The organism is Streptomyces sp. HUAS MG56 (genome assembly GCF_058673395.1).
In genome coordinates this window covers 4,101,034-4,127,712 of the sequence record NZ_CM178722.1, presented here as the reverse complement: position 1 = coordinate 4,127,712, position 26,679 = coordinate 4,101,034, and the positions used below count along the sequence as shown (strand labels likewise).

The window sequence follows — 26,679 nt, the reverse complement described above, 5'->3', positions numbered from 1 at the left end:
TCGGCAACCACGACGACCTGGCCGGGGGGCGGGGGATCGCGTGCCAGTACTGACCCGGCTGACGCCTTCGCCGGTCGTCGTGGACATCCGTCCGGGTGCCCTGGACGACCTGGGGGCCGTGCTCGCCGACGAGCGCATCGCGCAGTCCGGCCGGCTCGCCGTCGCCGTCAGCAGCGGCTCCGGCGTCAGGCTGCGCGAGCGCATCGCCCCCTCGTTGCCCGGCGCCGCCTGGTTCGAGGTGGGCGGCGGCACCCTGGACGACGCGATCCGGCTGGCCGCCGAGATGAAGTCCGGCGCGTACGAGGCGGTCGTGGGCATCGGCGGTGGCAAGGTCATCGACTGCGCGAAGTACTCCGCGGCGCGCATCGGGCTGCCCATGGTCGCCGTCGCCACCAACCTCTCGCACGACGGCATCTGCTCGCCCGTCTCCAACCTGGACAACGACGCGGGCCGCGGCTCGTACGGCGTGCCCGCACCGATCGCCCTCCTCATCGACCTCGCGGTGATACGGGAGGCTCCGATCCGGTTCGTGCGCTCGGGCATCGGCGAGGCCCTGTCCAACATCTCCGCGGTCGCGGACTGGGAGCTGGCCCACCGGGTCACCGGCGAGAAGCTCGACGGTCTGGCCGTGGCCATGGCCCGCCAGGCCGGTGAGGCCGTGCTGCGCCACCCGGGAGGATGCGGTGCCGACGGCTTCCTGACGGTGCTGGCCGAAGGGCTGGCGCTGTCGGGCATCGCCATGTCGATCGCCGGGCACACCCGCCCCTGCTCCGGCGCCTGCCACGAGATCAGCCACGCGCTCGACCATCTGTATCCGCACCGGGCGGCGAACCACGGCGAGCAGGTGGGCGTCGGCGCCGCCTTCGCGACGCACCTGCGGGGCGAGCCCGGCATGGCCCGGCTGATGGCCGAGGTGCTGCGCCGGCACGGTCTGCCGGTGGTGGCGGAGGAGCTCGGCTTCAGCGACGAGGAGTTCGTCCGGGCCGTCGGGTTCGCCCCGGAGACCCGGCCCGGCCGGTACACGATCCTGGAGCATCTCGCGCTGTCGCCGAGCGGCATCAGGACGGCGTACGCCGAGTACGTCAGCGCGGTCACGGGCTGATCGAGCCGTCCAGTTTGACCCCCACAGCCCGGCCCCGTAACCTTGACCGTCGGCGTGTCACTGAGCGCGCCACATCCCCGTAAACCTCATCCTCCCGGGCGCAGTGCGGGCCGGGAGAGGTCGCCCGTGTGTTGTCGGGCGGCTGGCCTGCGGGGGTGCCGGTTCTGAACGAGCGAAAGAGAGATCCGCGTGTACGCCATCGTGCGCAGCGGTGGTCGCCAGCACAAGGTTGCTGTCGGCGACATCGTTGAGGTTGACAAGATTTCCACCGCCAAGGTTGGCGACACGGTCGAGCTCTCGACCCTGCTCGTTGTCGACGGCGACGCCGTGACCAGCGACCCGTGGGTGCTGGCCGGCATCAAGGTTCAGGCCGAGGTCGTGGACCACCACAAGGGCCAGAAGATCGACATTCTGCGCTACAAGAACAAGACCGGCTACCGCCGTCGGCAGGGCCACCGCCAGCAGTACACGGCGATCAAGGTCACGTCGATCCCCACGGCTGCGAAGTAAGGGACTGAGGAGACATGGCACACAAGAAGGGCGCATCGTCCACCCGGAACGGTCGCGACTCCAATGCCCAGCGGCTCGGCGTGAAGCGCTTCGGCGGTCAGGTCGTGAACGCTGGTGAGATCCTGGTCCGCCAGCGCGGCACCCACTTCCACCCCGGCGCCGGTGTCGGCCGTGGCGGCGACGACACGCTGTTCGCCCTCGAGGCCGGTGCGGTGGAGTTCGGTACCCACCGCGGCCGCAAGGTCGTGAACATCGTTCCGGTCGCCTGAATCGCCTGATTCAGCGCCGAACGCTTCACTTCGCGAGGCGGACCTCACTTCCCGGTCGGGAAGGCGGGTCCGCCTTTCGCGTGTTGACATAGGTAATACCCGTGAGTTTCTGGAGGCACTGAACCATGACCACCTTCGTGGACCGCGTCGAACTGCATGTCGCCGCGGGTAACGGAGGCCACGGCTGTGCCTCCGTCCACCGCGAGAAGTTCAAGCCGCTCGGCGGCCCGGACGGCGGCAACGGCGGACGTGGCGGTGACGTCATCCTCACCGTCGACCAGTCCGTGACCACCCTGCTCGACTACCACCACTCGCCGCACCGCAAGGCCACCAACGGCAAGCCCGGCGAGGGCGGCAACCGGTCCGGCAAGGACGGCCAGGACCTGGTCCTGCCCGTGCCCGACGGGACCGTCGTCCTCGACAAGGCCGGCAATGTCCTCGCCGACCTGATCGGACACGGGACGTCGTACATCGCCGCGCAGGGCGGCCGCGGCGGGCTCGGCAACGCGGCGCTGGCCTCCGCCCGCCGCAAGGCCCCCGGCTTCGCGCTGCTCGGCGAGCCCGGTGACCTGCGGGACGTCGTCCTGGAGCTGAAGACCGTCGCCGACGTGGCCCTCGTCGGCTATCCGAGCGCCGGCAAGTCCTCGCTGATCTCCGTGCTCAGCGCGGCCAAGCCGAAGATCGCCGACTACCCCTTCACGACCCTCGTGCCCAACCTCGGTGTGGTGACGGCCGGTTCGACCGTCTACACCATCGCCGACGTGCCCGGTCTGATCCCGGGCGCCAGCCAGGGCAAGGGCCTCGGCCTGGAGTTCCTGCGGCACGTGGAGCGGTGCAGCGTGCTGGTGCACGTGCTGGACACCGCGACCCTGGAGTCCGACCGTGACCCGGTCTCCGACCTCGACATCATCGAGGAGGAGCTGCGCCAGTACGGCGGGCTCGACAACCGGCCCCGGATCGTCGTCCTGAACAAGGTCGACGTCCCCGACGGCAAGGACCTCGCCGAGATGGTCCGCCCCGACCTGGAGGCCCGCGGCTACCGCGTCTTCGAGGTGTCGGCCGTCGCCCACATCGGGCTGCGCGAGCTGTCCTTCGGGCTCGGTGAGCTGGTCGCCCAGGCGCGTGCCGCGAAGCCGAAGGAGGAGGCGACGCGGATCGTCATCCGGCCCCAGGCCGTGGACGACGCGGGCTTCACCGTCACGCGCGAGGAGGTCGGCGGCGAGCTGCTGTTCCGGGTGCGCGGCGACAAGCCCGAGCGCTGGGTCCGCCAGACCGACTTCAACAACGACGAGGCCGTCGGCTACCTCGCCGACCGCCTCAACCGCCTCGGTGTGGAGGAGGAGTTGATGAAGGCGGGCGCCCGGAACGGCGACGGCGTCGCCATCGGCCCCGAGGAGAACGCGGTCGTCTTCGACTGGGAGCCGACGGTCATGGCCGGCGCGGAGATGCTGGGCCGCCGCGGCGAGGACCACCGCTTCGACGCACAGCGGCCCGCGGCGCAGCGCCGCAGGGACAAGCAGGCGGAGCGGGACGAGGCCGGCCGGGAGTTCGACGACTTCGAGCCGTTCTAGGCGGCAGGCGCACAAGAGGGCGGGCCCGGAGGTTTCCTCCGGGCCCGCCCTCTTGTGTTTCAGACGTCAGCTGTCCGCGTCCGTCAGCTCCTCGGCTACGTAACCGCGAAGCCAGGTCCGGAAGTCCGGGCCCAGGTCTTCACGTTCGCACGCGAGTCTGACGATGGCACGCAGATAGTCGCCGCGGTCGCCGGTGTCGTAGCGTCGGCCCTGGAAGACGACGCCGTGCACCGGTCCGCCGGCCTTCCCCGCGGCGGTAGCCGCTGATGAATGCGTCTGGGCGAGTTGCTGGAGGGCGTCGGTGAGCTGGATCTCGCCGCCGCGGCCCGGCTCGGTCCGGCGGAGTATGTCGAAGATGTGCGGGTCGAGGACGTAGCGGCCGATGACCGCGTAGTGCGACGGGGCGTCCGCCGGGTCCGGCTTCTCGACCAGTCCGGTCACCTTCACGACGTCGGTGTCGGCGGTGGCCTCCACGGCCGCGCAGCCGTAGAGGTGGATCTGCTCGGGCGCGACCTCCATGAGGGCGATCACGCTGCCGCCGTGCTGTTCCTGGATCTCGATCATGCGCTGGAGCAGCGGGTCGCGGGGGTCGATCAGGTCGTCGCCGAGGAGGACGGCGAAGGGCTCGTGGCCGACGTGCGGGGCGGCGCACAGGACGGCGTGGCCCAGGCCCTTGGGGTCGCCCTGGCGGACGTAGTGCATGGTCGCCAGGTCGCTGGACTCCTGGACCTTGGCGAGCCGGCCGGCGTCGCCCTTCTTCTGAAGGGCCGATTCCAGCTCGTAGTTGCGGTCGAAGTGGTCCTCCAGGGGACGCTTGTTGCGTCCGGTGACCATGAGCACGTCGTCGAGACCCGCCGCCACGGCCTCCTCGACCACGTACTGGATCGCCGGCTTGTCGACGACCGGCAGCATCTCCTTGGGAGTGGCCTTGGTGGCCGGCAGGAACCGCGTACCGAGGCCTGCCGCAGGGATGACGGCCTTGGAGATGGAGGGGCGGGAAACCACGTGGTGCTCGTCTCTCTCGTTCTGTACGTCAGGCCGTGCGTCAGGCGCCGATGAGGCCACGCTCTGCGGTCGGCTGCCGCGGAATGCGCGCCTTGGCGACGACGCCCGGCGCGGGAGCCGGAGTCCGCTCGTCCAGGGGCAGCACCGCGGGACCCCGGTCCTGGCCGAGGAACAGCCGGCGCACGACGCGCTCCGCAGCGTTGCCGTCGTCGAACTGCACGAACCGCTCGCGGAACGCGGCCCGCAGCTCGGCGGCCTCGGCGCTGTTCCAGGCGCCGGAGCGGAAGACCGAGATCAGCTCGTCCTCCGTGGTGGCGGTCGCGCCCGGGGTCTCGCCCGGCTGCCCGGAGAGAATGTCGAAGTAGACACCGCGGGCCTTGCGGTAGACCTCCCAGTCGTCCGCGTAGCTGACGATCGGGCGGTCGAGGCACGCGTAGTCGAACATGATGGACGAGTAGTCCGTGATCAGGGCGTCGGCGGCCAGGCAGAGGTCCTCGACCACCGGGTACCTCGACACGTCCTTGATCAGCCCGCGCTCCTGGAGGGCCGCCAGCCGGGGGTCGGCACCGTAGAAGTAGTGGGTGCGCACCAGGACGACATGGTCGGGCCCGAGCTCGCGGCAGAAGCGCTCCAGGTCGATGCGGGGCACGTAGCCCTTCTGGTAGTCGCGCACCGTCGGGCAGTAGAGGATGGCGGTCTTGCCGTCCTCGATGCCGAGTTCACGGCGGATCCGCGTGACGTCCTCGGCGGTGGCCCGGAAGTAGACGTCGTTGCGCGGGTATCCGAACTCGACGGCCTCGAACGCGCAGGGGTACACCCGCTCCCAGATCTCCGTGGAGTGCTGGTTGGAGGTGAGGCTGAGGTCCCACTTGTCGGCCCGCTCCAGCATCTTGGCGAAGCTCATGTTCTTGGCCGCCGCCGGGTACTTCTGCTGGTCGATGCCCATCTGCTTCAGCGGGGTGCCGTGGTGGGTCTGGAGGAAGACCTGCTCGGGCCGCTTGACGATGTTGTTCGGGAAGTTGACGTTGTTGACGAGGTACTTGGCCCGGGCCATGACCTCCCAGTAGCGCGGCGAGTTGGCCACCACGTAGTCGACGCCCTCGGGGACGGTGTCCACCGCGTCGCGCTTCACGACCCACACTCCGTGGACGTTCGGGGCCAGCTCCTTCGCCTTCTCGTAGACGGCTCCCGGGTTGCAGGCGACACCGCGGTTCCAGTAGGCCGCGTAGACGGCGAGGTTCTCGTCGACCGGGCGGCGCAGGTGCAGCTGGTACAGCCGGTTGTAGGCGGTCTTGCCGAGCTTGGTCTTGACCTTGGTGGCCCGCTGGATCACCTGGCGACGGGTGTTGCTCGCGGCCATCACCGTCGCGTACGCCGTGTAGGAGCCGCGCTCCAGCAGCTGGAACCTGGTGCCCTGCGTGCCCTCGGGGAGGACGAGGCCCTTCGGCTTGAAGCGCTTGTAGTCGGCGGCCGCCAGCTTGAAGAACTCCGCGCGGTCCTTGGGGACGATGCGGTCCTCACGGGCCAGGGTGAACAGGTAGTGGCTGGCGGCGCGCTCGAACAGCAGGGCCCGCACGGGCTCCAGGTGGGGGCGCTCGTCGAGGAACGCGAAGAGCCGCTGGTACTGCTCGAAGATCCCGAAGTGCTTGCGTCCGGGCGTGCGCATGGAGTTGCCCTGGCGGCGCTGGCGGTACTCGACGCAGACGTGGTCGGTGGCGGCGATGCGCTCCGCGGTCAGCATGGTCTTGTAGACCATGAGGGCGTCTTCGTAGATGCCGTCGGTGAAGGTGAAGTGGTGGTCGTCGACGTAGAACTCGCGGCGGTAGGCGCGGTTCCACACCACGGCGAACATGCCGAGGTACTCGGGACGCTCCAGTGCCGTGAAGACGTCCGTGCCGGCCGCGGCGAGCAGTTCGCCGGCCGCGCTCGCCTGCACACGGTTGTTCCAGTACGTGCGGACGTGGTTGAGCAGGAGGATGTCGGGGTTGTCCGTGACGGCCAGCCGGTCGGCCATCGCCTGGAGAGCGCCGTCGGCGAGGGTGTCGTCGCTGTCGAGGAACAGGATGTACTCGCCGCGTGCCTTCAGCGCGCCGGCGTCACGCGCCTTGCCTATGCCCTGGTTCTCCGCCAGGTGCACGGGTATGACGCGCTCGTCCAGGGCGGCGTATTCGTCGAGTATGCGGCCGCAGGAGTCGGGGGAGTGGTCGTCGATCGCGACGATCTCGAAGTCCTCGAACGACTGGGAGAGAATGGAATCCAAGCATGCGCGCAGATATCCCTGAACTTTGTAGACAGGGACGACCACGCTTATTTTGGGCGAAGTGTTTCCATTCGCGAGGGGCATGCTTGGGGCTCCTGGACTGTCGATCAGACTCACCCGCGTCCCGCTGCTGACATGCGGCGCGGGTGGCGAGAGGCACAAGGAGTGCAAGGTTAAGGTTGGTTTAAGCCTATCCTAACGTCACTCGTGAGACGTTCTTACCACAGCCCGTCCGCCGCTGGTCAGCGGGGATGTGGCAGGACTCACCCCCGGCTCCGGGCCTGCGGTCAAGGTGTACGAGCCCCTCCAAAGGTAAGAAGAGGAAAAGAGGCGCTGTCCGTATTTTTGGCGCGCAAACAGGACATTCCATGCCGGAAATGGTTCGGCGGAGAAGTGTGGGCTTCGTGACGCGCGCCCGCTCTTTTTGACCGCTTGTGGCCGATATTCAGTGAGGGGGGCGCGGGATTCGTGATGCACGCCCGGCGGGCGGGCGCGCGAGCCGGGTACGCGAGCCGGGCACGCGGACCCGCGCGTCCGCAGAGCGGACCTGCGCGATGCCCCCTCTCCTCTTCGCGTAGATTTTGGCTGCGAAGCCGACCTACGCGAGGGGACAGTCAGCACCGTGGCAAGGGCAAGGCAGGCCGTACGCGAGGCCCGCAGGATCGTCGTCAAGGTGGGCTCCTCCTCCCTGACCACAGCCGTCGGCGGCCTCGACGCCGACCGCGTCGACGCGCTGGTCGACGTGCTGGCCAAGATCCGCAGCGGCGGGGAGCGGGAGATCGTCCTGGTCTCCTCCGGTGCCATCGCCGCGGGCCTCGCCCCGCTCGGCCTGCGCCGCCGCCCCAAGGACCTGGCCCGCCAGCAGGCCGCCGCCAGCGTCGGCCAGGGCCTGCTCGTCGCCCGCTACACCGCCTCCTTCGCCCGCTACGGCGTCCGCGTCGGCCAGGTCCTGCTCACGTCCGACGACATGAGCCGCCGCGCCCACCACCGCAACGCCTCCCGCACCCTCGACAAGCTGCTCGCCATGGGTGCCTTCCCGATCGTCAACGAGAACGACACCGTGGCCACCGACGAGATCCGCTTCGGCGACAACGACCGCCTCGCCGCCCTCGTCGCCCACCTCGTCCACGCCGACCTGCTCGTCCTGCTCTCCGACGTCGACGGCGTCTACGACGGCGACCCCGGCAAGCCCGGCACCTCGCGGATAGCGGAGGTGACGGGTCCCGAGGACCTCGCGGGCGTGGACGTCGGCAGCACGGGCAAGGCCGGGGTCGGCACCGGCGGCATGGTCACCAAGGTCGAGGCCGCCCGGATCGCCGCCGCCGCCGGCATCCCCGTCGTCCTCACCAGCGCCGTGCACGCGGCGGACGCGCTCAGCGGCGGCGACACCGGCACCTACTTCCACCCCACCGGCAAGCGCTCCGGCGGCCGGCTGCTGTGGCTCCAGCACGCCTCCACCCCGCAGGGCGCGCTGACCCTCGACGACGGCGCCGTCGAGGCCGTCGTCAAGGGCCGCAAGTCGCTGCTGCCCGCCGGAATCGCCTCCGTGGAGGGCGAGTTCAGCGCCGGCGACCCCGTCGAACTGCGCGACGCGGCCGGCCGCGCGGTGGCCCGGGGCCTCGTCAACTTCGACGCCAAGGAGATCCCCCGGCTGATCGGGCGCTCGACCCACGAGCTGGCCCGCGAACTGGGCCCGGCATACGAACGCGAGGTCGTACACAGGGACGACCTGGTGCTCCTGCACCTCTGACAGTCGCAAGACCGCTCGTAAAACAGGGCGTACGGCACGCCCCCGGTGGGGGACGTTCCGTAAAACCACCACGCGGAGCCCTGCGGCCTGCTCAACTTTGTCTCGGGGGCATGTTGGCAGGACACGCCTTCCGTCAAGGGGCCGAGCGAGCCATGAAGGAGGCCGTCGTGAGACGAGTGCGCCCTGGGGCGACGTCGCGCGGTGCTCTGACGAGCGTCGTGGCCGGGGACACCTACGAGGAGCCGAAAGACCTGCCCCGGCTGTGGCACGTCACCCTCAGCGTCTCCGGGGACACCGTTCCCCTGTCCGATCTGCGCCGGGCCCTGGAACAGCTGGCCCATGACCACCCCTTCCTCCTGACCAGCAGATACGCGACCGATCACGCCGAGATCCGGTACTGGGAGGAGGCCCGCGACCTGCACGACGCCGCGGCCGTCGCCCTGCGCCTGTGGGGCGAGCACCGGCAGAGCGCCGGACTGCCCGCGTGGGAGATCGTCGGCCTGGAGGTCATCGACCGCGAGACCTACCACCACCGCATCGCCGAGGGCTACGGCCCGTCGCCCGCGACACCCGTAGGGGTCCACCCCTTCTGATCCCACCCCTTCTGATCCCGTACGTTCTGGTCCCGTACGGGGGGTTTCGTCTCGGGGTGTGGGACGTGCTCCGGAGGCGTACGCGGCGCGCACTACCCTTCCCTCATGACCACGCTCTCGCCGTACGACTCGATGTCCCCGGTCACCCAGGCCGCCTACCGGGCCAAGGCCGCGGCCGCGGACCTCGCGCCGCTGCCGCGCGCCGTGAAGGACGACGCGCTGCTCGCCATCGCCGACGCGCTGGAGGTACGGACCGCCGAGATCGTCGAGGCCAACGCCAAGGACGTGGCCAGGGCGCGGGAGAACGGCACCAGCGAGTCCGTCGTGGACCGGCTCACCCTCACTCCCGCGCGGGTCCGCGCCATCGCCTCCGACGTCCGCGACGTCGCGAAGCTGCCCGACCCGGTCGGCGAGGTCGTCCGCGGCTCCACCCTCCCCAACGGCATCGACCTGCGCCAGGTCCGCGTCCCGCTCGGCGTCGTCGGCATCATCTACGAGGCCCGCCCGAACGTCACCGTCGACGCCGCCGTCCTGTGCCTGAAGTCCGGCAACGCCGTCCTGCTGCGGGGCTCCGCGTCCGCGTACGAGTCGAACACGGCGCTGGTGCGGGTGCTGCGCGACGCCGTGGGCGGCGCCGGGCTGCCCGCCGACGCCGTGCAGCTGGTGCCGGGCGAGAGCCGGGACTCCGTGCGCGAGCTGATGCGCGCCCGCGGCCTGGTCGACGTCCTCATCCCGCGCGGCGGCGCCTCCCTGATCCAGACCGTGGTCAGCGAGTCCACCGTCCCCGTCATCGAGACCGGCACCGGCAACTGCCACGTCTACGTCGACGCGGCCGCGGACATCGACATGGCGATCGACATCCTGATCAACTCCAAGGCCCAGCGGGTCAGCGTCTGCAACGCCGCCGAGACCCTCCTGGTCCACCAGGACATCGCCGCCGAGTTCCTGCCGCGCGCCCTGGACGCCCTCGCCGAGGCCGGTGTCACCGTGCACGCCGACGAGCGCGTGCTGGCCCACGCCAAGGACTCCAAGGCGACCGTCGTCGAGGCCGTGGCCGAGGACTGGGAGACCGAGTACCTCTCGTACGACATCGCCGCCGCGGTCGTCGACTCCCTCGACAAGGCCGTCGAGCACATCCGGCTGTGGACCTCCGGCCACACCGAGGCGATCGTCACCACCTCCCAGCAGGCCGCGCGCCGCTTCACCCAGCTGGTCGACTCCACCACCGTCGCCGTGAACGCCTCCACCCGGTTCACCGACGGCGGCCAGTTCGGCTTCGGCGCCGAGATCGGCATCTCCACCCAGAAGCTGCACGCCCGCGGCCCGATGGGCCTGCCCGAGCTGACCAGCACGAAGTACATCGTCACCGGCGACGGCCACGTACGCCCCTGAGAATCACCCGTTCGGCCGTACGTCCGGGGATCCGGGCGGGCGGCCGAAAGGCGTCTCACCAGTCAGACGAATTTCCCTACCGTCTGCCCAAATTGACCCCTCAGGTCTACTCTGGACGTGTGCCGGAGGACGTGGGGGGCACGCCGTTCCCTGACGGCTGGGAGCCCGACGACGACCACGACCGCGGGGTGTCGGACGAAGAGTTCGCCTCCGTGGTCTTCGACGAGGCCTTCGTGCAGGCGGCCACGGTCCATGAACCGACCGCCGTGGAGCGCCTCCTCGCCGCCGCGCAGGCGAGAGCCGAGGCCTCCGAGGCGGAGGCCCGCCGTGCCCGCGCCCGCGGCGAGCGCTACGACGACACGTACGCCCCCGAGGGCACCGATCCGGGCCAAGATCGCGACGACGACCTGGACGACCTCTACGTCCTCGACGACGGCGACGGCCCCTTCGGCGCCCACGGCAGACAGGTCCGCTGGCACCGCCCCGTGGCCTGGGTGCTCGCCGTCGTGATGGGCATAGGCATGGTCGCCCTCGCCTTCGCCGCGGTCTACCGCGGCGGCTCCTCCGGCGCCCGCGACCGGGTGCCCGCCCCCGCCTCGACCGGTGTGGAACAGGGCGGCGCCGCCGCGCCCTCCGTCTCCGCCGACACCGGCCAGCCGGTCGCCTCGGCCACGCCGCGCACCCCCTGAGCGCACCCGCCCGCCCCTTGGTGAGAACCTGTCAGAAGTTGTCGTGTACCAGGGCGTTTACCTGAGGCCCCTGCGACCTACCCTGAAGGTATGGGCGGGCCAGGAGACCCACCGGAGGGGACACCCGAGGGCGGCCCCGCAGGTGGCGAGGACGAGTACCGACCCGTCGTGTTCGACGAGTCGTTCGTCCGCGCTGCCCGCCTCCAGGAGTACTCCGCCGAGGAGCGGATGGCCGACCACACGCCGGCCGTACGCCGCCGCCCGCCCCTGCACCGCGGCCTGCACCGGCAGTTGCTGGTCCTCGTCGTGCTGTTCGCCGTCGCCATGGGCACCGCCGTCTACATGAGCGTGCGCCATCCCTACGGCTCCCCGCAGGTCCGGCGCTCCGCCGAACCCCTGCGGACCACGGTGATCCCGCTCGCCCCGACGGCCGAGGTGCCCGGCGGGGCCGACGCCGAGAGCCTGTACGCGCACAGCCCCGCCGCCCAGTTCGAGGTCGGCGCCGAGGGGATCCCGCTGCCGGTCGCGCGCGGCACCGTCCACTTCTCCGACAGCCAGGTGGTCACCGCGCTCACCAGCGCCAAGGACTACATCGTGCGCTCCGCGCTCTACCCCGAGGTGCTGACCGGCCGTCAGAGCGCCCCCGCCCGGGCCCTTGTCGACGCCGACCAGCTCGACCAGTTCGACCAGAGCTTCGCCCGTCCGGCGGCCGACGGGCGGCACGCCGCCACCGGCTGGGTGGTCCGCTTCGACCCCGCCCGCAGCCAGCTCGCCGACGACCGGATCCGGGTCCAGGGCGACCTCCAGGCCGTCGAGGCCGACGCGGACACGCTGGAGGTCACCGCCGACCACACCCTGGTCTACGCACTGCGGCCCACCGGAGCCCCGGCCGGTGCGCGGGTCTCCCTGTTCACCGTGCGCCGCGAGCTGACCTTCAGCTTCACCCGCGACGACCTGCGCACCCACCAGGTCCAGCTGCTCACGTCGTACGTCCAGGCGGGTCCCCTCGCCTGCGCCGAGGACTCCTCGGCGTACCTGCGGCCGCTGCTGGCCGGGCAGACGGCCCGCAGCGGGGGCCCGGCGGGCACCGACCCGTTCGCCACGGACAGCCCGGCGGCGCTGTGCGGGACCCTGGCTACTCCTCGTCCGTCGGCCCCTCCTGCGCCGTAGGCGGGCCGCTCTTGAAGCCGTCGAAGCCGCGCCGCACCCGGCCGCCCAGGTCGCCCGCGCCGCCCGCGAGGTCCGAGACCAGCTTCATCAGCGGGTCCTTGGAGGTCTTGACGTCGCTCGCGTAGGCGGCCGCCGACTCGCGGAAGGAGTCGCTGACCGAGGTGTCCTTGTCCTCGTCGCGGTGTGCGTAGTGGCCGTCCATGATCCGCTGGAAGTCCCGGGACTCGGACCACTTCTTCAGCTCGGCCGCCCGCACGGCGGCGAAGGGGTGCGAGCGGGGCAGCACGTTCAGGATCTTCAGCACCGAGTCGCGCAGGTCGCCCGCGGCGTCGTACTCCTCGGCCTGCTCCAGGAAGGCGTCCACGTTCATCTCGTGCAGGTGGTTGCCGCCCGCGATCTTCATCAGGCCGCGCATCGAGGCCTGTGCGTCCTGGCCCACCAGCAGACCCGCGCGGTCGGCGGACAGCTCCGACTTGCGGAACCACTCCCGCAGGGCGGTGATGATCGCCATGATCGCGAAGTTGCCCAGCGGGATCCAGGCGACCTTCAGGGCGAGGTTGGTCAGGAAGAGCAGGATCGTGCGGTACACGGAGTGGCCGGACAGGGCGTGGCCCACCTCGTGGCCGACGACCGCGCGCATCTCCTCCTCGTCGAGGAGCTCCACGAGGCCCGTCGTGACCACGATGATCGGCTCGTCCAGGCCGATGCACATGGCGTTCGGCTGCGGGTCCTGGTTGACGTACATCGGCGGGACCTTCTCCAGGTCCAGGATGTAACAGGCGTCCAGCAGCATGTCGTGCAGATGCTGGAACTGCCGCTCGGAGACGCGGACCGAGTCGGACAGGAACAGCAGCCTCAGGCTCCGCTCGGGCAGCAGCCCGCTGAGCGCCTTGAAGACCGTGTCGAATCCGCTCAGCTTGCGCAGCGCGACCAGGGCCGAGCGGTCGGCCGGATGCTCGTAGGCACGCGAGGAGATCCCCGGGAAGCGCCTGCGCTGCCTGCTCGGCACGCGCTCGTGCCCGGTCTGCTGGCCGTCGTCGGACATGTCGTCCCCCAAGTGCGTGTGAGTGCCCACTGTGCCCCCGAGGCAGGGCCCAGCCTAGGCGGAGATACCGTGGACGGGCAGTACAGCCGAAGGAGTCCACCGATGGATCACCACCCCGCAGCCGCCTGGCTGACCGAGGCCGCCACCAGCGCCGTCCAGCAGCACGGGTCCGGGAATCTGCTCCGCGTCGTTCTGGTCGTGATGGTCCTGGGCTGCGCGCTGACCGCCTGGTTCCTGCTCAGGGGCTACAAGCGCAAGGACGACTGAGCGGCGGCGAAAGTTCCCCGCCGGGCCCCAACGGCGGAGTCGGCGTGATCGTCGCCGGACCGCCCGCATACGATGAGCCGACATCTTTATCCCGCCCACACGCGTTAGGTCCTGCCGAAGATGAGCCTTCACAGCGCCGCAGCCCAGATGGTCACCCTCGCCGAAGCCGAGGGCGGCCACCACAACAGCCTCAACCCGGCCATCACCGGCGGCAGCGCCTTCGTCATCCTGCTGCTCCTGCTGTGGATCACCACGCGGTTCAACCGCGACCGCTGAGCCGGAACCCCGTCCCCGGCGGGACCTTCGAGGCCGGGCCGGTAGGGTCTGCACGCATGGGAGAGCAGGACATGCCTACCGGCCCCGTGCACACGGGCAAGCGACGCCTGGGCGTCATGGGCGGGACGTTTGACCCGATCCACCACGGACACCTGGTGGCGGCCAGCGAGGTCGCCGCGCAGTTCCAGCTGGACGAGGTGGTGTTCGTGCCCACCGGCCAGCCGTGGCAGAAGTCCCACCGCAAGGTCTCCCCGGCCGAGGACCGCTACCTGATGACGGTCATCGCGACCGCCGAGAACCCCCAGTTCTCCGTCAGCCGCATCGACATCGACCGCGGCGGTCCGACCTACACCGTGGACACGCTGCGCGACCTCAGGGCCCTCAACCCCGACACCGACCTGTTCTTCATCACCGGTGCCGACGCGCTCGCCCAGCTGCTGACCTGGCACGACAGCGAGGAGCTGTTCTCCCTCGCGCACTTCATCGGCGTCACCCGGCCCGGCCACCACCTGACCGACCCCGGCCTTCCCGAGGGCGGCGCCTCGCTGGTCGAGGTTCCCGCGCTCGCCATCTCCTCCACAGACTGCCGTGCGAGAGTCGCGAAGGGAGACCCCATCTGGTACATGGTGCCGGACGGAGTCGTGCGCTACATCGCCAAGCGCGAGCTGTACCGCGGCGAGTGAGCCGAGAGGGGCACCGGTGAACGACCGATACGACACGGGCAATGGCGGCTACGGCGCCGACCCGTACGAGATCGTCGGCTACGACGAGTACGGCCGGCCCGTCTACCAGCAGGTCCCGGCACAGCAGGCCCAGCACACCCAGCAGCCCGGCTACGACCCGTACGCCCAGCACCAGGGCTACGGCTACGACCCCTACGCCACCGGCCAGCAGCCGCCCGTGCCCTCCTACGACTCGGGGCAGCAGCCGGCGTACGACCCCTATGCCGCCCAGAACCCGTACGACCCGTACGGGACCGGCACCCAGCAGGTGCCCGGCTACGACCCGTACGGGCAGGGCGCGGCCGGCGGGCAGCAGCCCCGGGCCGCCGGACAGACCGCCCACATCCCGCACCAGCCCGGCCCGGCACAGGGGCCGGGGGAGCCGGGGGAGCGGCACGCGGAGACCCGGGACGGGGTCGAACGGGACTACCGCACCGAGCAGTTCGCGTTCGTCGAGGACCCGGAGGGTGACTCCGAGGACGTCATCGACTGGCTGAACTTCACCGAGAACCGCACCGAACGCCGCGAGGAGGCCAGGCGCCGCGCCCGCGGCCGGCTGATCGCCCTGGTCGTCGTCCTCGCCCTGGTCGCCGTCGGCGGTGTCGGCTACCTCTGGTACGCCGGAAAGCTGCCCGGCCTGTCCTCCGCGGCCGCCAAGCCCGGCGCGGCCACGCCCGTCGGAGCCCAGAAGCGCGACGTGATCGTCGTCCACCTGCACAACACCGACAAGGGCGGCACGTCCACGGCGCTGCTGGTCGACAACACCACCACCAAGCAGGGCAGCACCGTGCTGCTGCCCAACAACCTCGCCCTGAGCGACGACTCGGGCGCCACCACGACGCTCGCCAAGTCGGTGGACGGCGACGGCTCCTCCGGCACCCGCGACCAGCTCGGCACCGTCCTCGGCACGAACATCCAGGCCACCTGGCGCCTCGACACCCCCTACCTGCAGAACCTGGTCGACCTGGTCGGCAACATCGACATCGACACCAACGCCGACGTGCCCGACCCGAGCTCGAAGAAGGCCGGCGCCGAGCCGCTCGTCCACAAGGGCAGCCAGCAGACGCTCAGCGGCAAGATGGCCGTCGCCTACGCCACCTACCGTGCCCCGGGGGAGAACGAGAACGCCCAGCTGGAGCGGTTCGGACAGGTCATGCAGGGCACGCTGCGCAAGCTGTCGTCCGACCCGTCGGCGGCGATCACCACGGTGCAGACCCTGGCGCAGATCCTCGACCCGCCGCTCACCGACAAGGACCTCGGCACCTTCCTCGCCAAGCTCTCCGACCTCGCCAAGAGCGGTGCCTACAAGACCGCCCTGCTGCCCGTGCAGACCGACGGCACACTGAGCGCGAAGACCAGCGACGGCGTGGTGAAGGACATCCTCGGCGGCACCGCGAAGAGCCCCGACGCCGGCTCCGCGATCCGGGTCTCCGTGCAGAACGCCACCGGTGTGAAGGACGACACGGAGAAGGCCCGCGTGGTGCTCCTCAACGGCGGCTTCACGTTCCTGGAGGGCGGCAGCGCCACCGGCACCCAGGCCGTCTCGAAGGTGCTCTACTCGGACGCCTCCCACAAGCAGAACGCCACCGAGGTCGCCAAGACCCTCGGCCTGCCGAGCGGCGCCGTGGCCAAGGGCACGGTCTCCTCGGGCGCCGACGTCTCGGTCGTACTCGGCCAGGACTACCGACCGTCCGCCTCCTGACCGTCCGCCTCCTGGCCGCCTCCCGGCCGGGGCACCCTGCGCGACCCTTTAATCACGTGGGGTGCCCCGGGCGGTCCGTGAGACCCTTGAGGGCAAACGACCGCCGACGGAAAGCCATGTAGTGACCGCCACCGACCGTTCCCTTGAGCTCATCCACACCGCCGCCCAGGCGGCGGCCGACAAGCTCGCCCACGACGTCATCGCCTACGACGTCAGCGACGTGCTGTCGATCACGGACGCCTTCCTGCTGGCCTCCGCGCCGAACGACCGCCAGGTCAAGGCCATCGTCGACGAGATCGAGGAGCGCCTGCAGAAGGAACTCGGCGCCAAGCCGGTGCGCCGCGAGGGCGACCGCGACTCCCGCTGGATCCTGCTCGACTACGTCGACATCGTCGTCCACGTCCAGCACAGCGAGGAGCGGGTCTTCTACGCCCTGGAGCGGCTGTGGAAGGACTGCCCCGAGCTGGAGCTGCCCGCCGACGCCAAGGCCACCCGCGGCAAGGCCGAGGAGCACGCGAAGCAGCAGGCCGCCGAGGCCGACCAGGGGCCGGGCGGGGAGTGGTGATGAGCGCCACCGGCGAGGTCACCGACTGCAAGGGCCGCGGCCGCCGCATCATCCTGTGGCGGCACGGCCAGACCGCGTGGAACGTCGAGCGCCGCTTCCAGGGCAGCACGGACGTCGCGCTGACCGAGACCGGCGTCGGCCAGGCCCGCCGCGCCGCCCGGCTGCTGGCCTCCCTGGGCCCGGACGCGATCGTCTCGTCCGACCTCCAGCGGGCGGCGCACACGGCCGCCGAGCTGGCCGCCCTCACCGGCCTCGACATCACGCGCGAGGAGGGCCTGCGCGAGACGTACGCGGGCGTGTGGCAGGGGCTGACGCACGAGGAGATCATCGCCCGCCACGGCGCGGAGTACGCCGCGTGGAAGCGCGGCGAGCCGGTCCGCCGCGGCGGCGGTGAGCTGGAGACCGAGGTCGCCGACCGGGCCGCCCCCGTCGTGCTGCGGCATGCCGAGAAGCTGCCCGAGGACGGCACGCTCGTCGTCGTCAGCCACGGCGGCACCATCCGCACCACCATCGGCCGGCTCCTCGGGCTCGCGGCCCGGGACTGGGAGAGCCTCGGCGGTCTGTCCAACTGCTGCTGGTCCGTGCTGGGCGAGGGCGCCCGCGGCTGGCGCCTGCTGGAGCACAACGCCGGCACCCTCCCGGAGCCCGTCCTCGGCGACGACGACTGACCCGCCGGCCGACCCGCCGGGGCTCGCGCACCCCGGATTTCACTTTCCGGCAGGTCACAGGCTAGAGTTCTTCTTGTTCGCCCCGCCGAGCGGGAAGCGAAACATCATGCGGCTCCGCCGCGTGACAAGGGGCTATAGCTCAGTTGGTAGAGCGCCTGCATGGCATGCAGGAGGTCAGGAGTTCAATTCTCCTTAGCTCCACTGATCGACACTCTGTCGAGTGTCAGAGATCGGTGAGAAGATCCCGTCCCCTGAGGGGGCGGGATCTTCTGTTTGTCGGCGGCGGCCTTTGAGTCGCTCGGGGTCCCGTGCTCGTATACCCCTCCGGAGGCGTTCCCGTGGCAGAATCAAACGGCCGGAAGGGGGCGCGGCCCGACGGGAGGGAGTAGCGATGCCTGCGAGCATCCTTGGGGAGGGCGGCGACCTCCTCGGTGCGGCATTGATACGGAACACGACGACCCGGCTGCTCTGCCCTTCCTGCGGTTCCGCGCACGTGGCCCAAGTCCTCGGCGACAACGGCGGAATCTCCTACGTGTGCACGGCCTGCGGCCACAGCTGGAGCTGATCGATGGGTGCACACAGGCGAAAGTGCGACTGGTGCGGCAGCGGTACGCCGATCGTCCGTGACATGGAGCCGATCAACCCCGACTACCAGTACTGGTGCGAGGAATGCGCGCGGGCGCTGATCATAAAGGGCGACCCGATCGAGACGTACCGGGAGCTGGAGGGCGAGCCGATCTACGGCCGCCTCCTCGAAGAGCACTGCACGCTCAAGCGGTTCTACTCCTTCGTGACGGCCTGACAGCTCAGTGCAAAAACGGACATACGTGAGCGTATTGGTGCGGCTCCGAAACCGATTTTGCGCTCCGCTCCCGGCCCTGTAATGTTTACGACGTCGCCGGGGGAACCGGGCGAAACAACAAAACAAGGGGCTATAGCTCAGTTGGTAGAGCGCCTGCATGGCATGCAGGAGGTCAGGAGTTCAATTCTCCTTAGCTCCACAGAAGTCGAAGGCGGACCATCCCGAGGATGGTCCGCCTTCGACGTGTTGGGCGGGTCCGCTCAGCGGCCCAGGGCCCGCCGGCCGCGGCCCTGCGAGAGAACCGGCAGGTTGCGCGACGGTGCCTGGCCGCGCGTGTCCTCCTCCAGGCGCAGGGCGAGCGCCGGGCAGCGGCGCACCGCGCGCAGCGCCTTGGCCTCGGCGTAGCGCGGCACCTGCGCCTGGGCGACGGTCGGGAAACCGTCGGCGCCCAGCTCGAACACCTCGGGCAGGATGTCGGCGCACAGCCCGTGGCCCCGGCACAGCGTCCAGTCGACGTAGATCTTCTGGCGGCTGGCGCCGGTCTCCTCGGGCTCTCCGCCGCCCGGGATGCCCGTAGGGGTCCTGCCGCCCTCGAAGAGCGGCAGAACGCCTTCCACGGGCCGTCCGCAGCCGTTGCCGAGGACGTGGGCGGCGAGGTCGTCGGTGAACGCCTTGATGGTCGACTCCAGGAACATCGCCGAGCCGTCCGGGTGCGAACACGCCCCGCGGCGCTTGACGTTCTTCGCGACCTGTTTGAGCGCCTCCAGGGCGGCCGGTCCGCCGCCGTTGAGAATGTCCTCCATCCCGCGCGCGGCGGCGGGCAGTCCGAGGTAACAGGGGCCGCACTGGCCCGCGCTCTCCTCGGCCAGCCACTGCGCCACCCGCAGCGACTCGCCCAGCGGGCAGGTGTCCTGGCTGATCGGCAGGATCGCGCCCGCGCCCAGCGAACCGCCCACCGCGTCCAGGGAGTTGCGCGAGACGATCGCCTCGTCGACGGTCGCCGCGTCGATCCACTTGCCGTGGTAGCCGCCGGTCAGCACGCCCTGCGGCACCGGCGGGGCGCCCGCCAGCTGGAGCACGTAGCGCAGCGGCACGCCCGTGGGGACCTCCAGGACCATCGGGCGGGCCACCGCGCCGGACACGGTCAGCATGACCGTGCCCGGCTCGTCGTACAGGCCGGTGTTGCCGTAGCGCTCCGGGCCGATGCGGGCGGCGATGGCCAGCTGCGCGAACGTCTCGGCGTTCGACAGCAGCGTGGGCGCCCCGCCGACACCGCTCTGCGAGGCGCTGATCTTGCGGCCGGGCGGGATCGCCGGGCCGCCGTCGACCGAGCGGATCAGCGACGCGGCGGCGCCGGTGACCATGCGCACGGGGTTGCGCTGCACCCACGCGCGCAGCGCCGATCTACGGCTGTTGCTCAGCCCGCGTTCGGCGAGCGCGGCCTCCATGGAGCGCTGGGTCGACTCGCGGGTGACGCCGATCACGAGCGTGCGCGCGCCGAGCGCCTCGGCGCACAGCAGCGCGCCGTCCAGGATCAGGTGCGGGGCGCGGTTGATCAGCACCGTGTCCTTGCGGCAGGCGGGCTCGTCCTCGCTGCCGTTGACCACGACGACGGGCCGCACCCCGCGCTTGATCGCCGACTCGGCGACCGAGCGCAGCTTCTTGTGGAAGGGGAAGCCGGCGCCGCCGCGGCCCTTGAGGTTGATGTTCTCGGCGAGCTGGGCGAGCTGTTCGCCGCCCAGGGGGTCGAGCGGCCCGTGCACCTTCAGGTGCATGGGCAGGTCGAGTCGTTCCACAAGGTCGAAGCCCGACGTCAGCTGGGGAAGGCCGACGACGCGGACCTCGGGGACGTCGGGCAGGGCCTCGTTCACTTAAAGCCTCCGGACGGGGTGTTCCAGGACTCGCCCGAACCCGGTGCGTCGAAGGACGAACCGGGCAGCGGTCCGGTCGAGGGACCGTTGTTGTACGTGTCACTGGCGTTGTACGTGTCATACCGGCCGTTTGTCTCACCGGTGTCGTACATCTCACTTCCGCCGTATCCGGACGTGCCCGGATTGTCGTAGACCGGGATGTTGAATCCGGTGTCCTGGAGCGGGTCGTAGGCGGACGGCGGGGCCTCGCCGACCGGCGGCGGGGACGGGATCGGCCAGCTGCCCGAGGTGCTGGAGGGGCCGTCCACGCGCGGGAGGGCCTCCGTGGCCTGGAGGTCCAGCGGCAGGTCCATGCGGGCGGTCTGGCCGGCCGCGAACGGCTGCTGGGCGCCACCGCGCGGGGACACCGCGCGGTAGGCGGCCGCGAACCCCGACGCCGGCTGCCCGGAGGGGGCTGCGGGGGTCTGGTACAGCGGTGCCGCCGTGGCCGCCGTCGCCTCGGGCTCGCGGGGCTCGCGGGCGCTTCCGAAGCCCGCGAGGCCCGCCTCGGCGACCCGGGAGCGGCTCGCGTCCAGCTCGTCGAGTCCCGGCCGCTCCGAGCTGCCGAACAGCGCCACGAGGCGGTCGGCGACCCTGCGCTTGACCGGGCGCGGGGCGGCGCGCAGCGCGAGGGCGGCCATCACGGCGATCAGCGACAGCGCGTACGCGTAGGTGAAGAACGGGCTCTTCACCGGACGGCCCGCGTACAGGCCGTGGACCAGCGCCGCGCACCAGGCCGGGTAGGACAGCATGTGCATCGCGCGCCAGCGGGCGGCGACCGGGGCCGGGGTGGCGAAATTGCTGCGCAGGGCGCCGGTGATGCCCACGAAGATCATCAGAAGGCCCGCCACCGACCCCAGTCCGATCAGGCCGCCGATTCCGGTGATGCCGAGGGAGAACGGAATGATCGCGGCGATCACCTGCGTGTGGCCGAGCGCGATCTTCGTGACGATGTGCAGCAGGAGGAACGCGATCGACGCGATCCCCAGCGTGCGGTGCACCGCCTGGCCGACGATCCGCTGCCGGATGTTCAGGAAGATCCGGTCCTGGGCGAACAGGCCCCAGATCACCGAGCAGCTGAGCGAGACCAGGGACATCACGCCCGCGCCGAAGTTCAGGAAATCGACGTACTGGGTGCCTCCGACCAGCACGCTGACGGGTATCAGCAGCAGGGCGACGGCGGTCGCCACTCCGTAGGCCGAGCGGCCCGGTTTGGGGAGGGAGCTGGTACTACGACGAGGGTTCATGGGGGCAACTCCGAGCAGTTTCGGGAAAGCGGTCCCGCTGCCGAACTCTAAGCGGCGCCATACCGATCGGTACGGGGTTTCAGTTATTGCGTTGTTATCAACGGGCAATATGACTGGACGGTGTCCCTTAGGGGACAGTACGCGATGTATTTCTTGACCTTGGTTCAGTTCCGGCGGGTTCCTGGCATGTCCACAAGGGATACGGACGCGCGTCCCGGCTTGCTCAAGGCCGTCGCGGCCCGCTCGGGGCCTGCGGTACCCTAACGCCATGCGTGCCGTACGCCTTCTGCTTAGCGGGCCGCGCTGATCAGCACCGACCCCGGTCGTACCCGTGAGGTCGGCATCGGCGCGGCGTCCCCTCCTGTGTGAGGGGATTTTTCGTTTCTTTGAACAGCCGCAGGCAGAGACGATCGATGGAGCTTTGAGGATCATGAGCGAGACGAACCCCGCTGCCGCCGCCGCCACGTCGGCGGAGGTCGCGCCGCACCGCTACACGGCCGCCATGGCGGCCGACATCGAGGCACGCTGGCAGGACTTCTGGGATGCCGACGGCACCTACGCGGCCCCGAACCCCAAGGGCGACCTGGCGGGCGCCCCTGAGATCGTCGCCCGGCCCAAGAAGTTCATCATGGACATGTTCCCGTACCCCTCCGGTGCGGGCCTGCACGTCGGCCACCCGCTGGGCTACATCGCCACCGACGTCTACGCCCGGTTCCAGCGCATGACCGGCCACAACGTCCTGCACACCCTGGGCTTCGACGCCTTCGGCCTGCCCGCCGAGCAGTACGCCGTGCAGACCGGCACGCACCCGCGTGTCTCCACCGAGGCCAACATCGAGAACATGAAGTCCCAGCTGCGCCGGCTGGGCCTGGGCCACGACAAGCGCCGCTCGTTCGCCACGATCGACCCGGACTACTACAGGTGGACCCAGTGGATCTTCCTGCAGATCTTCAACTCCTGGTACGACGAGGAGGCGAGGAAGGCCCGCCCGATCGCCGAGCTGATCGCGCAGTTCGAGTCCGGTGAGCGTGCGGTCCCGGGCTCCACGCGCGCGTGGAGCGAGCTGAGCGCCGGCGAACGCGCCGACGTCCTGGGCGAGTACCGCCTGGCGTACGCCTCCGACGCGCCCGTGAACTGGTGCCCGGGCCTGGGCACCGTGCTGGCCAACGAGGAGGTCACCGCCGACGGCCGCTCCGAGCGCGGCAACTACCCGGTCTTCAAGGCCAAGCTGCGCCAGTGGAACATGCGCATCACCGCCTACGCCGACCGGCTGCTGGAGGACCTGGAGGAGCTGGACTGGCCCGAGGCCATCAAGCTGCAGCAGCGCAACTGGATCGGCCGCAGCGAGGGCGCCCGCGTCGACTTCCCGATCGACGGCGAGAAGATCACGGTCTTCACCACCCGCCCCGACACCCTGTTCGGCGCGACCTACATGGTGCTGGCGCCCGAGCACCCGCTGGTCGAGAAGTTCACCGCGGCGGCCTGGCCCGAGGGCACGCACGCGGTGTGGACCGGCGGTCACGCCACCCCGGCCGAGGCCGTCGCCGCCTACCGCGCACAGGCCACCTCGAAGTCCGACGTCGAGCGCCAGGCCGAGGCCAAGGACAAGACCGGCGTCTTCATCGGCGCGTACGCGACCAACCCCGTCAACGGCGAGCAGGTCCCGGTCTTCATCGCCGACTACGTCCTGATGGGCTACGGCACCGGCGCGATCATGGCCGTCCCCGCGGGCGACCAGCGCGACTTCGAGTTCGCGCGCGCCTTCGAGCTGCCGATCCACTGCGTCGTGGAACCCTCCGACGGCCGTGGCACGGACACGTCGACCTGGGAGAACGCCTTCGGGTCGTACGACGCGAAGATCATCAACTCTTCGAACGACGACATCTCCCTGGACGGCCTGGGCGTCGCCGAGGCCAAGGCCCGCATCACCGCGTGGATGGCGGAGCGGGGCATCGGCGAGGGAACCGTCAACTTCCGCCTGCGTGACTGGCTGTTCAGCCGCCAGCGCTACTGGGGCGAGCCCTTCCCGATCGTCTACGACGAGGACGGCACCGCCCACGCGCTGCCCGAGTCGATGCTGCCGCTGGAGCTGCCCGAGGTCGAGGACTACAGCCCGCGCACGTTCGACCCGGACGACGCCGACACCCAGCCCGAGACGCCGCTGTCGCGCAACGAGGAATGGGTCAACGTCACCCTGGACCTGGGCGACGGGCCGAAGAAGTACCGCCGCGAGACCAACACCATGCCCAACTGGGCCGGCTCCTGCTGGTACGAGTTCCGCTACCTGGACCCGCACAACGACGACAAGCTGGTCGACCCCGAGGTCGAGCAGTACTGGATGGGCCCGCGCGCGGGCCAGCCGCACGGCGGTGTCGACCTGTACGTCGGCGGCGCCGAGCACGCCGTGCTGCACCTGCTGTACGCGCGCTTCTGGTCCAAGGTCCTGTACGACCTGGGCCATGTCTCCTCCGCGGAGCCGTTCCACAAGCTGTTCAACCAGGGCATGATCCAGGCCTACGTCTACCGCGACAGCCGCGGCATCGCCGTGCCGGCCGCCGAGGTGGAGGAGCGCGACGGCGCCTACTACTACCAGGGCGAGCAGGTCAGCCGCCTGCTGGGCAAGATGGGCAAGTCCCTGAAGAACGCGGTGACTCCGGACGAGATCGCCGCCGAGTACGGTGCCGACACCCTGCGCCTGTACGAGATGGCGATGGGCCCGCTGGACGTCTCCCGGCCGTGGGACACGCGCGCGGTGGTCGGCCAGTTCCGGCTGCTGCAGCGGCTGTGGCGCAACATCGTCGACGAGGACACCGGCGAGATCACGGTGGTCGACACGGCCCCCGACGAGGACACGCTGCGTGCCCTGCACAAGGCCATCGACGGCGTCGGCCAGGACCTGGAGGGCCTGCGCTTCAACACCGCCATCGCCAAGGTCACCGAGCTGAACAACCACCTGACCAAGGCCGGTGGCGCGGTGTCGCGTCCGGTCGCCGAGTCGCTGGTGCTGATGGTGGCCCCGCTGGCCCCGCACATCGCCGAGGAGCTGTGGCGCAAGCTGGGCCACAGCGACTCGGTCGTCCACCAGGACTTCCCGGTCGCCGACCCGAGTTACGTCGTCGACGAGACCGTGACCTGCGTCGTGCAGATCAAGGGCAAGGTCAAGGCCCGCCTGGAGGTGGCACCGGCGATCTCCGAGGAGGAGCTGGAGAAGGTCGCCCTGGCCGACGAGGCCGTCGTGCGGGCACTGGACGGCGCGACCGTCCGCAAGGTCATCGTGCGCGCGCCGAAGCTGGTGAACATCGTCACGGGATGATCTCCCAGCGCTGACCCCTACGGGGAGACTCGGGGCAGGTTCGGGGTTCTTCCGGAACTCCGGGCCTGCCCGCGGCGTTTACCGTGGGGAGTGCGGCGGTGAGTGCCGCGTCCGCCGGAGGAGGAGCGTCGTGGAAGCAGTGATCGCCGTCTTCGCCCTACTCGTCCTGGTGCTCATCGGCCTGGGCGCGTACGCCACGGTGAAGGCGATCACCGCCGCCAAACGCGGCGTGGACCGCACGATCGAGCAGGCCCGGCGCACGGTCGAGGACCACACCCTGCGCGCGAAGTCCTTCGTCCAGGTCGGCCCCACCGCAGAGATCGCGCAGCTGAGGCTCACGCTGCGCACGTCGATGCGCGCCACCCAGGACGCGCTGCGCACGGGCTCCGCCGAGGACGAGTCCCTCAAGGAGTCCCTCGGCCTCTTCGAGCGGCTCAGCGCGCACGGGCATCAGCTGGACGCCGACCTCAGGCGCCTGGAGGCCGATCCCGACCGGGCCGAGGTCAAAGAGCGGCTGGCCGAGCTGCGTGGCCGTACCGAGCGCGTCATCAAGTCCGCGGACTCCCTGCGCTGGGCCGTGCGCGACCGGGCCCGCCGCTTCTGCGACGACGATCTCGGCGCGCTCAGCGACCAGATCGACCTGGAGGCGGACGCCCTGCGCCACTGGACGCCGGCCGGGCCGGCCCAGCCGCCGCCCACGCCGTGGCCCGACGCCTCCGACGCCGAGGACCGGGCGGCGCAGCACACCCAGTCCTGGGCCCCGGGCTCCGGTCCCGCCGAGGACCCGGCTCCGCAGGCGATCACCCCGCCGGCACCCCGCCCCGCCTACCCCTGGCAGAAGAAGCCCCGCCCGGAGAGCACGGCCTGAGCGGAGCGCCGCGTTCCCCTCGACGGGGGCCGGGCTGCCGCGTGCGCGCTACGGCAGGTAACCTCCAGCTCATGTCCCGCCATGTCGCGATCGTCACCGATTCAACGGCCTACCTGCCGCCCCGGACGATGGAGCGTCACGGCATCACCGCGGTACCCCTGACCGTGGTCCTCGGTGACGAGGCGCTCGAAGAGGGCACGGAGATCTCGACCCGCTCGCTCGCCCAGGCGTTGCAGAAGCGCCGCCCCGTCACGACGTCCCGGCCGAGTCCCGAGGTGTTCGCGGAGACCTATCGCAGGGTCGCCGCGTCCGGCGCCGCCGGCATCGTCTCGCTGCACCTGTCCGCCGAACTGTCCGGCACCTACGACGCGGCGGTCCTCGCGGCGCGTGAAGCGCCGGTGCCGGTGCGGGTGGTGGACACCGGCATGGTCGCCATGGCCCTCGGCTTCTGCGCGCTCTCCGCGGCCGAGACCGCGGAGGCCGGCGGCACGGTGGACGAGGCCGTCACGGCCGCGGAGAAACGCGCCGCGGGCACGTCCGCCTACTTCTACGTCGACACCCTCGACTACCTGCGCCGCGGTGGCCGCATCGGAGCCGCCCAGGCTCTCCTCGGCTCCGCGCTCGCCGTCAAACCCCTGCTCCAGCTGGACGGTGGCCGTATCGAGCTGCTGGAGAAGGTCCGTACGGCGTCCAAGGCCATCGCCCGCCTGGAGGAGCTGACCGCCGAGCGGGCGGGCGACGCCGACGTCGACATCGCCGTCCATCACCTCGCCGCCCCCGAGCGCGCCGCCGCCCTCGCCGACCGGCTCCGGGCACGGGTGCCGGGCCTGGCCGACCTGTATGTCAGCGAGGTCGGAGCGGTGATCGGGGCACACACCGGGCCGGGGCTGCTGGGAGCGGTGGTCTCGCCCCGCTGACCGGGGTGGACGGGTCTCCCGTCTCACTCGTGCGGGTGGCGGAGTTTTCCACAACCGGGCGGTAGT

At 70.7% G+C, this 26,679-nt stretch carries 25 protein-coding genes and 2 tRNA genes; 22 read left to right on the top strand and 5 right to left on the bottom strand.

The features are described from left to right. Positions 1-40: 40 nt before the first annotated feature. From AC4OXY_RS19590 to obgE, 4 genes are all read left to right on the top strand, one after another. The gene (locus AC4OXY_RS19590) at positions 41-1,102 is read left to right on the top strand and encodes an iron-containing alcohol dehydrogenase family protein (protein WP_356022710.1); all 1,062 of its coding nucleotides are present in this window, start codon (positions 41-43) and stop codon (positions 1,100-1,102) included. Positions 1,103-1,291: 189 nt separating this feature from the next. Then, positions 1,292-1,612: a 50S ribosomal protein L21 gene (gene rplU, locus AC4OXY_RS19585; protein ID WP_009188585.1), complete on the top strand. Its 321-nt coding sequence runs from the start codon at positions 1,292-1,294 to the stop codon at positions 1,610-1,612. A 14-nt stretch (positions 1,613-1,626) separates the two neighbouring features. Beyond that, positions 1,627-1,881 (top strand): 50S ribosomal protein L27, encoded by a 255-nt coding sequence (rpmA, locus tag AC4OXY_RS19580; protein ID WP_071384751.1) that lies wholly within the window; start codon positions 1,627-1,629, stop codon positions 1,879-1,881. Between the two features lie 125 nt (positions 1,882-2,006). Then, entirely contained in the window at positions 2,007-3,452 is a 1,446-nt protein-coding gene (obgE, locus tag AC4OXY_RS19575; protein ID WP_356022708.1) for a GTPase ObgE, read from the top strand. Between the two features lie 66 nt (positions 3,453-3,518). Here the strand turns inward: obgE and galU are convergent, their stop codons facing one another. Next, positions 3,519-4,457 carry a UTP--glucose-1-phosphate uridylyltransferase GalU gene (gene galU / locus AC4OXY_RS19570; RefSeq protein ID WP_491994307.1) on the bottom strand — a complete coding sequence of 313 codons (939 nt, stop codon included), beginning with the start codon at positions 4,455-4,457 and terminating at the stop codon, positions 3,519-3,521. Between the two features lie 40 nt (positions 4,458-4,497). Further along, positions 4,498-6,801 (bottom strand): bifunctional glycosyltransferase/CDP-glycerol:glycerophosphate glycerophosphotransferase, encoded by a 2,304-nt coding sequence (locus tag AC4OXY_RS19565; protein WP_362823864.1) that lies wholly within the window; start codon positions 6,799-6,801, stop codon positions 4,498-4,500. A 538-nt stretch (positions 6,802-7,339) separates the two neighbouring features. On the opposite strand from AC4OXY_RS19565, the gene proB reads away from it, so the two are divergent. From proB to AC4OXY_RS19540, 5 genes are all read left to right on the top strand, one after another. Next, positions 7,340-8,467 carry a glutamate 5-kinase gene (proB, locus tag AC4OXY_RS19560; RefSeq protein ID WP_356039534.1) on the top strand — a complete coding sequence of 376 codons (1,128 nt, stop codon included), beginning with the start codon at positions 7,340-7,342 and terminating at the stop codon, positions 8,465-8,467. A 167-nt stretch (positions 8,468-8,634) separates the two neighbouring features. Further along, positions 8,635-9,060: a DUF8830 family protein gene (locus AC4OXY_RS19555; RefSeq protein WP_376285473.1), complete on the top strand. Its 426-nt coding sequence runs from the start codon at positions 8,635-8,637 to the stop codon at positions 9,058-9,060. A 105-nt stretch (positions 9,061-9,165) separates the two neighbouring features. After that, on the top strand, positions 9,166-10,452 hold the full coding sequence (locus AC4OXY_RS19550; RefSeq protein ID WP_356039540.1) for a glutamate-5-semialdehyde dehydrogenase: 1,287 nt from the start codon (positions 9,166-9,168) through the stop codon (positions 10,450-10,452). A gap of 119 nt (positions 10,453-10,571) precedes the next feature. Then, positions 10,572-11,141, top strand: coding sequence for an SCO2584 family spore wall biosynthesis protein (locus tag AC4OXY_RS19545; RefSeq protein WP_491994306.1), 570 nt, complete (start codon positions 10,572-10,574; stop codon positions 11,139-11,141). A 90-nt stretch (positions 11,142-11,231) separates the two neighbouring features. Further along, entirely contained in the window at positions 11,232-12,311 is a 1,080-nt protein-coding gene (locus AC4OXY_RS19540) for an SCO2583 family membrane protein (RefSeq protein WP_491994305.1), read from the top strand. Here the strand turns inward: AC4OXY_RS19540 and AC4OXY_RS19535 are convergent. After that, the gene (locus AC4OXY_RS19535; protein WP_356039549.1) at positions 12,277-13,356 is read right to left on the bottom strand and encodes a M48 family metallopeptidase; all 1,080 of its coding nucleotides are present in this window, start codon (positions 13,354-13,356) and stop codon (positions 12,277-12,279) included. The two genes, AC4OXY_RS19540 and AC4OXY_RS19535, sit on opposite strands and share 35 nt — an antisense overlap. A gap of 102 nt (positions 13,357-13,458) precedes the next feature. On the opposite strand from AC4OXY_RS19535, the gene AC4OXY_RS19530 reads away from it, so the two are divergent. The 10 genes from AC4OXY_RS19530 (at position 13,459) to AC4OXY_RS19485 (ending at position 18,557) form a co-directional block, all read left to right on the top strand. Then, positions 13,459-13,623 carry a hypothetical protein gene (locus AC4OXY_RS19530; protein WP_356039552.1) on the top strand — a complete coding sequence of 55 codons (165 nt, stop codon included), beginning with the start codon at positions 13,459-13,461 and terminating at the stop codon, positions 13,621-13,623. A gap of 120 nt (positions 13,624-13,743) precedes the next feature. Beyond that, a complete protein-coding gene (locus AC4OXY_RS19525; RefSeq protein ID WP_177235161.1) occupies positions 13,744-13,899 on the top strand; it encodes a hypothetical protein in 156 nt (51 codons plus the stop codon). Between the two features lie 56 nt (positions 13,900-13,955). After that, entirely contained in the window at positions 13,956-14,582 is a 627-nt protein-coding gene (gene nadD, locus AC4OXY_RS19520; RefSeq protein WP_356039555.1) for a nicotinate-nucleotide adenylyltransferase, read from the top strand. Positions 14,583-14,598: 16 nt separating this feature from the next. Continuing rightward, positions 14,599-16,323, top strand: coding sequence for a LytR C-terminal domain-containing protein (locus AC4OXY_RS19515; protein ID WP_491994304.1), 1,725 nt, complete (start codon positions 14,599-14,601; stop codon positions 16,321-16,323). A 121-nt stretch (positions 16,324-16,444) separates the two neighbouring features. Then, positions 16,445-16,888, top strand: coding sequence for a ribosome silencing factor (gene rsfS / locus AC4OXY_RS19510; protein WP_356039560.1), 444 nt, complete (start codon positions 16,445-16,447; stop codon positions 16,886-16,888). After that, positions 16,888-17,556: a histidine phosphatase family protein gene (locus AC4OXY_RS19505; protein ID WP_491994303.1), complete on the top strand. Its 669-nt coding sequence runs from the start codon at positions 16,888-16,890 to the stop codon at positions 17,554-17,556. Before rsfS ends, AC4OXY_RS19505 begins: the two co-directional genes overlap by 1 nt. Positions 17,557-17,684: 128 nt before the next feature. Beyond that, positions 17,685-17,757 (top strand) — tRNA-Ala (locus AC4OXY_RS19500). A 190-nt stretch (positions 17,758-17,947) separates the two neighbouring features. Next, entirely contained in the window at positions 17,948-18,121 is a 174-nt protein-coding gene (locus AC4OXY_RS19495) for a hypothetical protein (RefSeq protein ID WP_225100930.1), read from the top strand. A gap of 3 nt (positions 18,122-18,124) precedes the next feature. Beyond that, positions 18,125-18,358, top strand: a complete 234-nt coding sequence (locus tag AC4OXY_RS19490) for a hypothetical protein (protein WP_006136074.1) — start codon at positions 18,125-18,127, stop codon at positions 18,356-18,358. 126 nt (positions 18,359-18,484) lie between these two features. Continuing rightward, a tRNA-Ala gene (locus AC4OXY_RS19485) sits at positions 18,485-18,557 on the top strand. A gap of 61 nt (positions 18,558-18,618) precedes the next feature. Here AC4OXY_RS19485 and AC4OXY_RS19480 read toward each other — a convergent pair. Continuing rightward, positions 18,619-20,229, bottom strand: coding sequence for an NADH-ubiquinone oxidoreductase-F iron-sulfur binding region domain-containing protein (locus AC4OXY_RS19480; RefSeq protein ID WP_356037571.1), 1,611 nt, complete (start codon positions 20,227-20,229; stop codon positions 18,619-18,621). Beyond that, positions 20,226-21,515 carry a ferric reductase-like transmembrane domain-containing protein gene (locus AC4OXY_RS19475; protein WP_356037569.1) on the bottom strand — a complete coding sequence of 430 codons (1,290 nt, stop codon included), beginning with the start codon at positions 21,513-21,515 and terminating at the stop codon, positions 20,226-20,228. Before AC4OXY_RS19475 ends, AC4OXY_RS19480 begins: the two co-directional genes overlap by 4 nt. A 430-nt stretch (positions 21,516-21,945) precedes the next feature. On the opposite strand from AC4OXY_RS19475, the gene leuS reads away from it, so the two are divergent. From leuS to AC4OXY_RS19460, 3 genes are all read left to right on the top strand, one after another. Beyond that, on the top strand, positions 21,946-24,828 hold the full coding sequence (gene leuS, locus AC4OXY_RS19470) for a leucine--tRNA ligase (RefSeq protein WP_376285455.1): 2,883 nt from the start codon (positions 21,946-21,948) through the stop codon (positions 24,826-24,828). Between the two features lie 130 nt (positions 24,829-24,958). Further along, positions 24,959-25,696 carry a hypothetical protein gene (locus AC4OXY_RS19465; protein WP_356037564.1) on the top strand — a complete coding sequence of 246 codons (738 nt, stop codon included), beginning with the start codon at positions 24,959-24,961 and terminating at the stop codon, positions 25,694-25,696. 71 nt (positions 25,697-25,767) lie between these two features. Continuing rightward, complete coding sequence (locus tag AC4OXY_RS19460) at positions 25,768-26,613, top strand: DegV family protein (RefSeq protein WP_362823190.1); 846 nt, start codon at positions 25,768-25,770, stop codon at positions 26,611-26,613. The last annotated feature ends 66 nt before the right edge of the window (positions 26,614-26,679 follow it).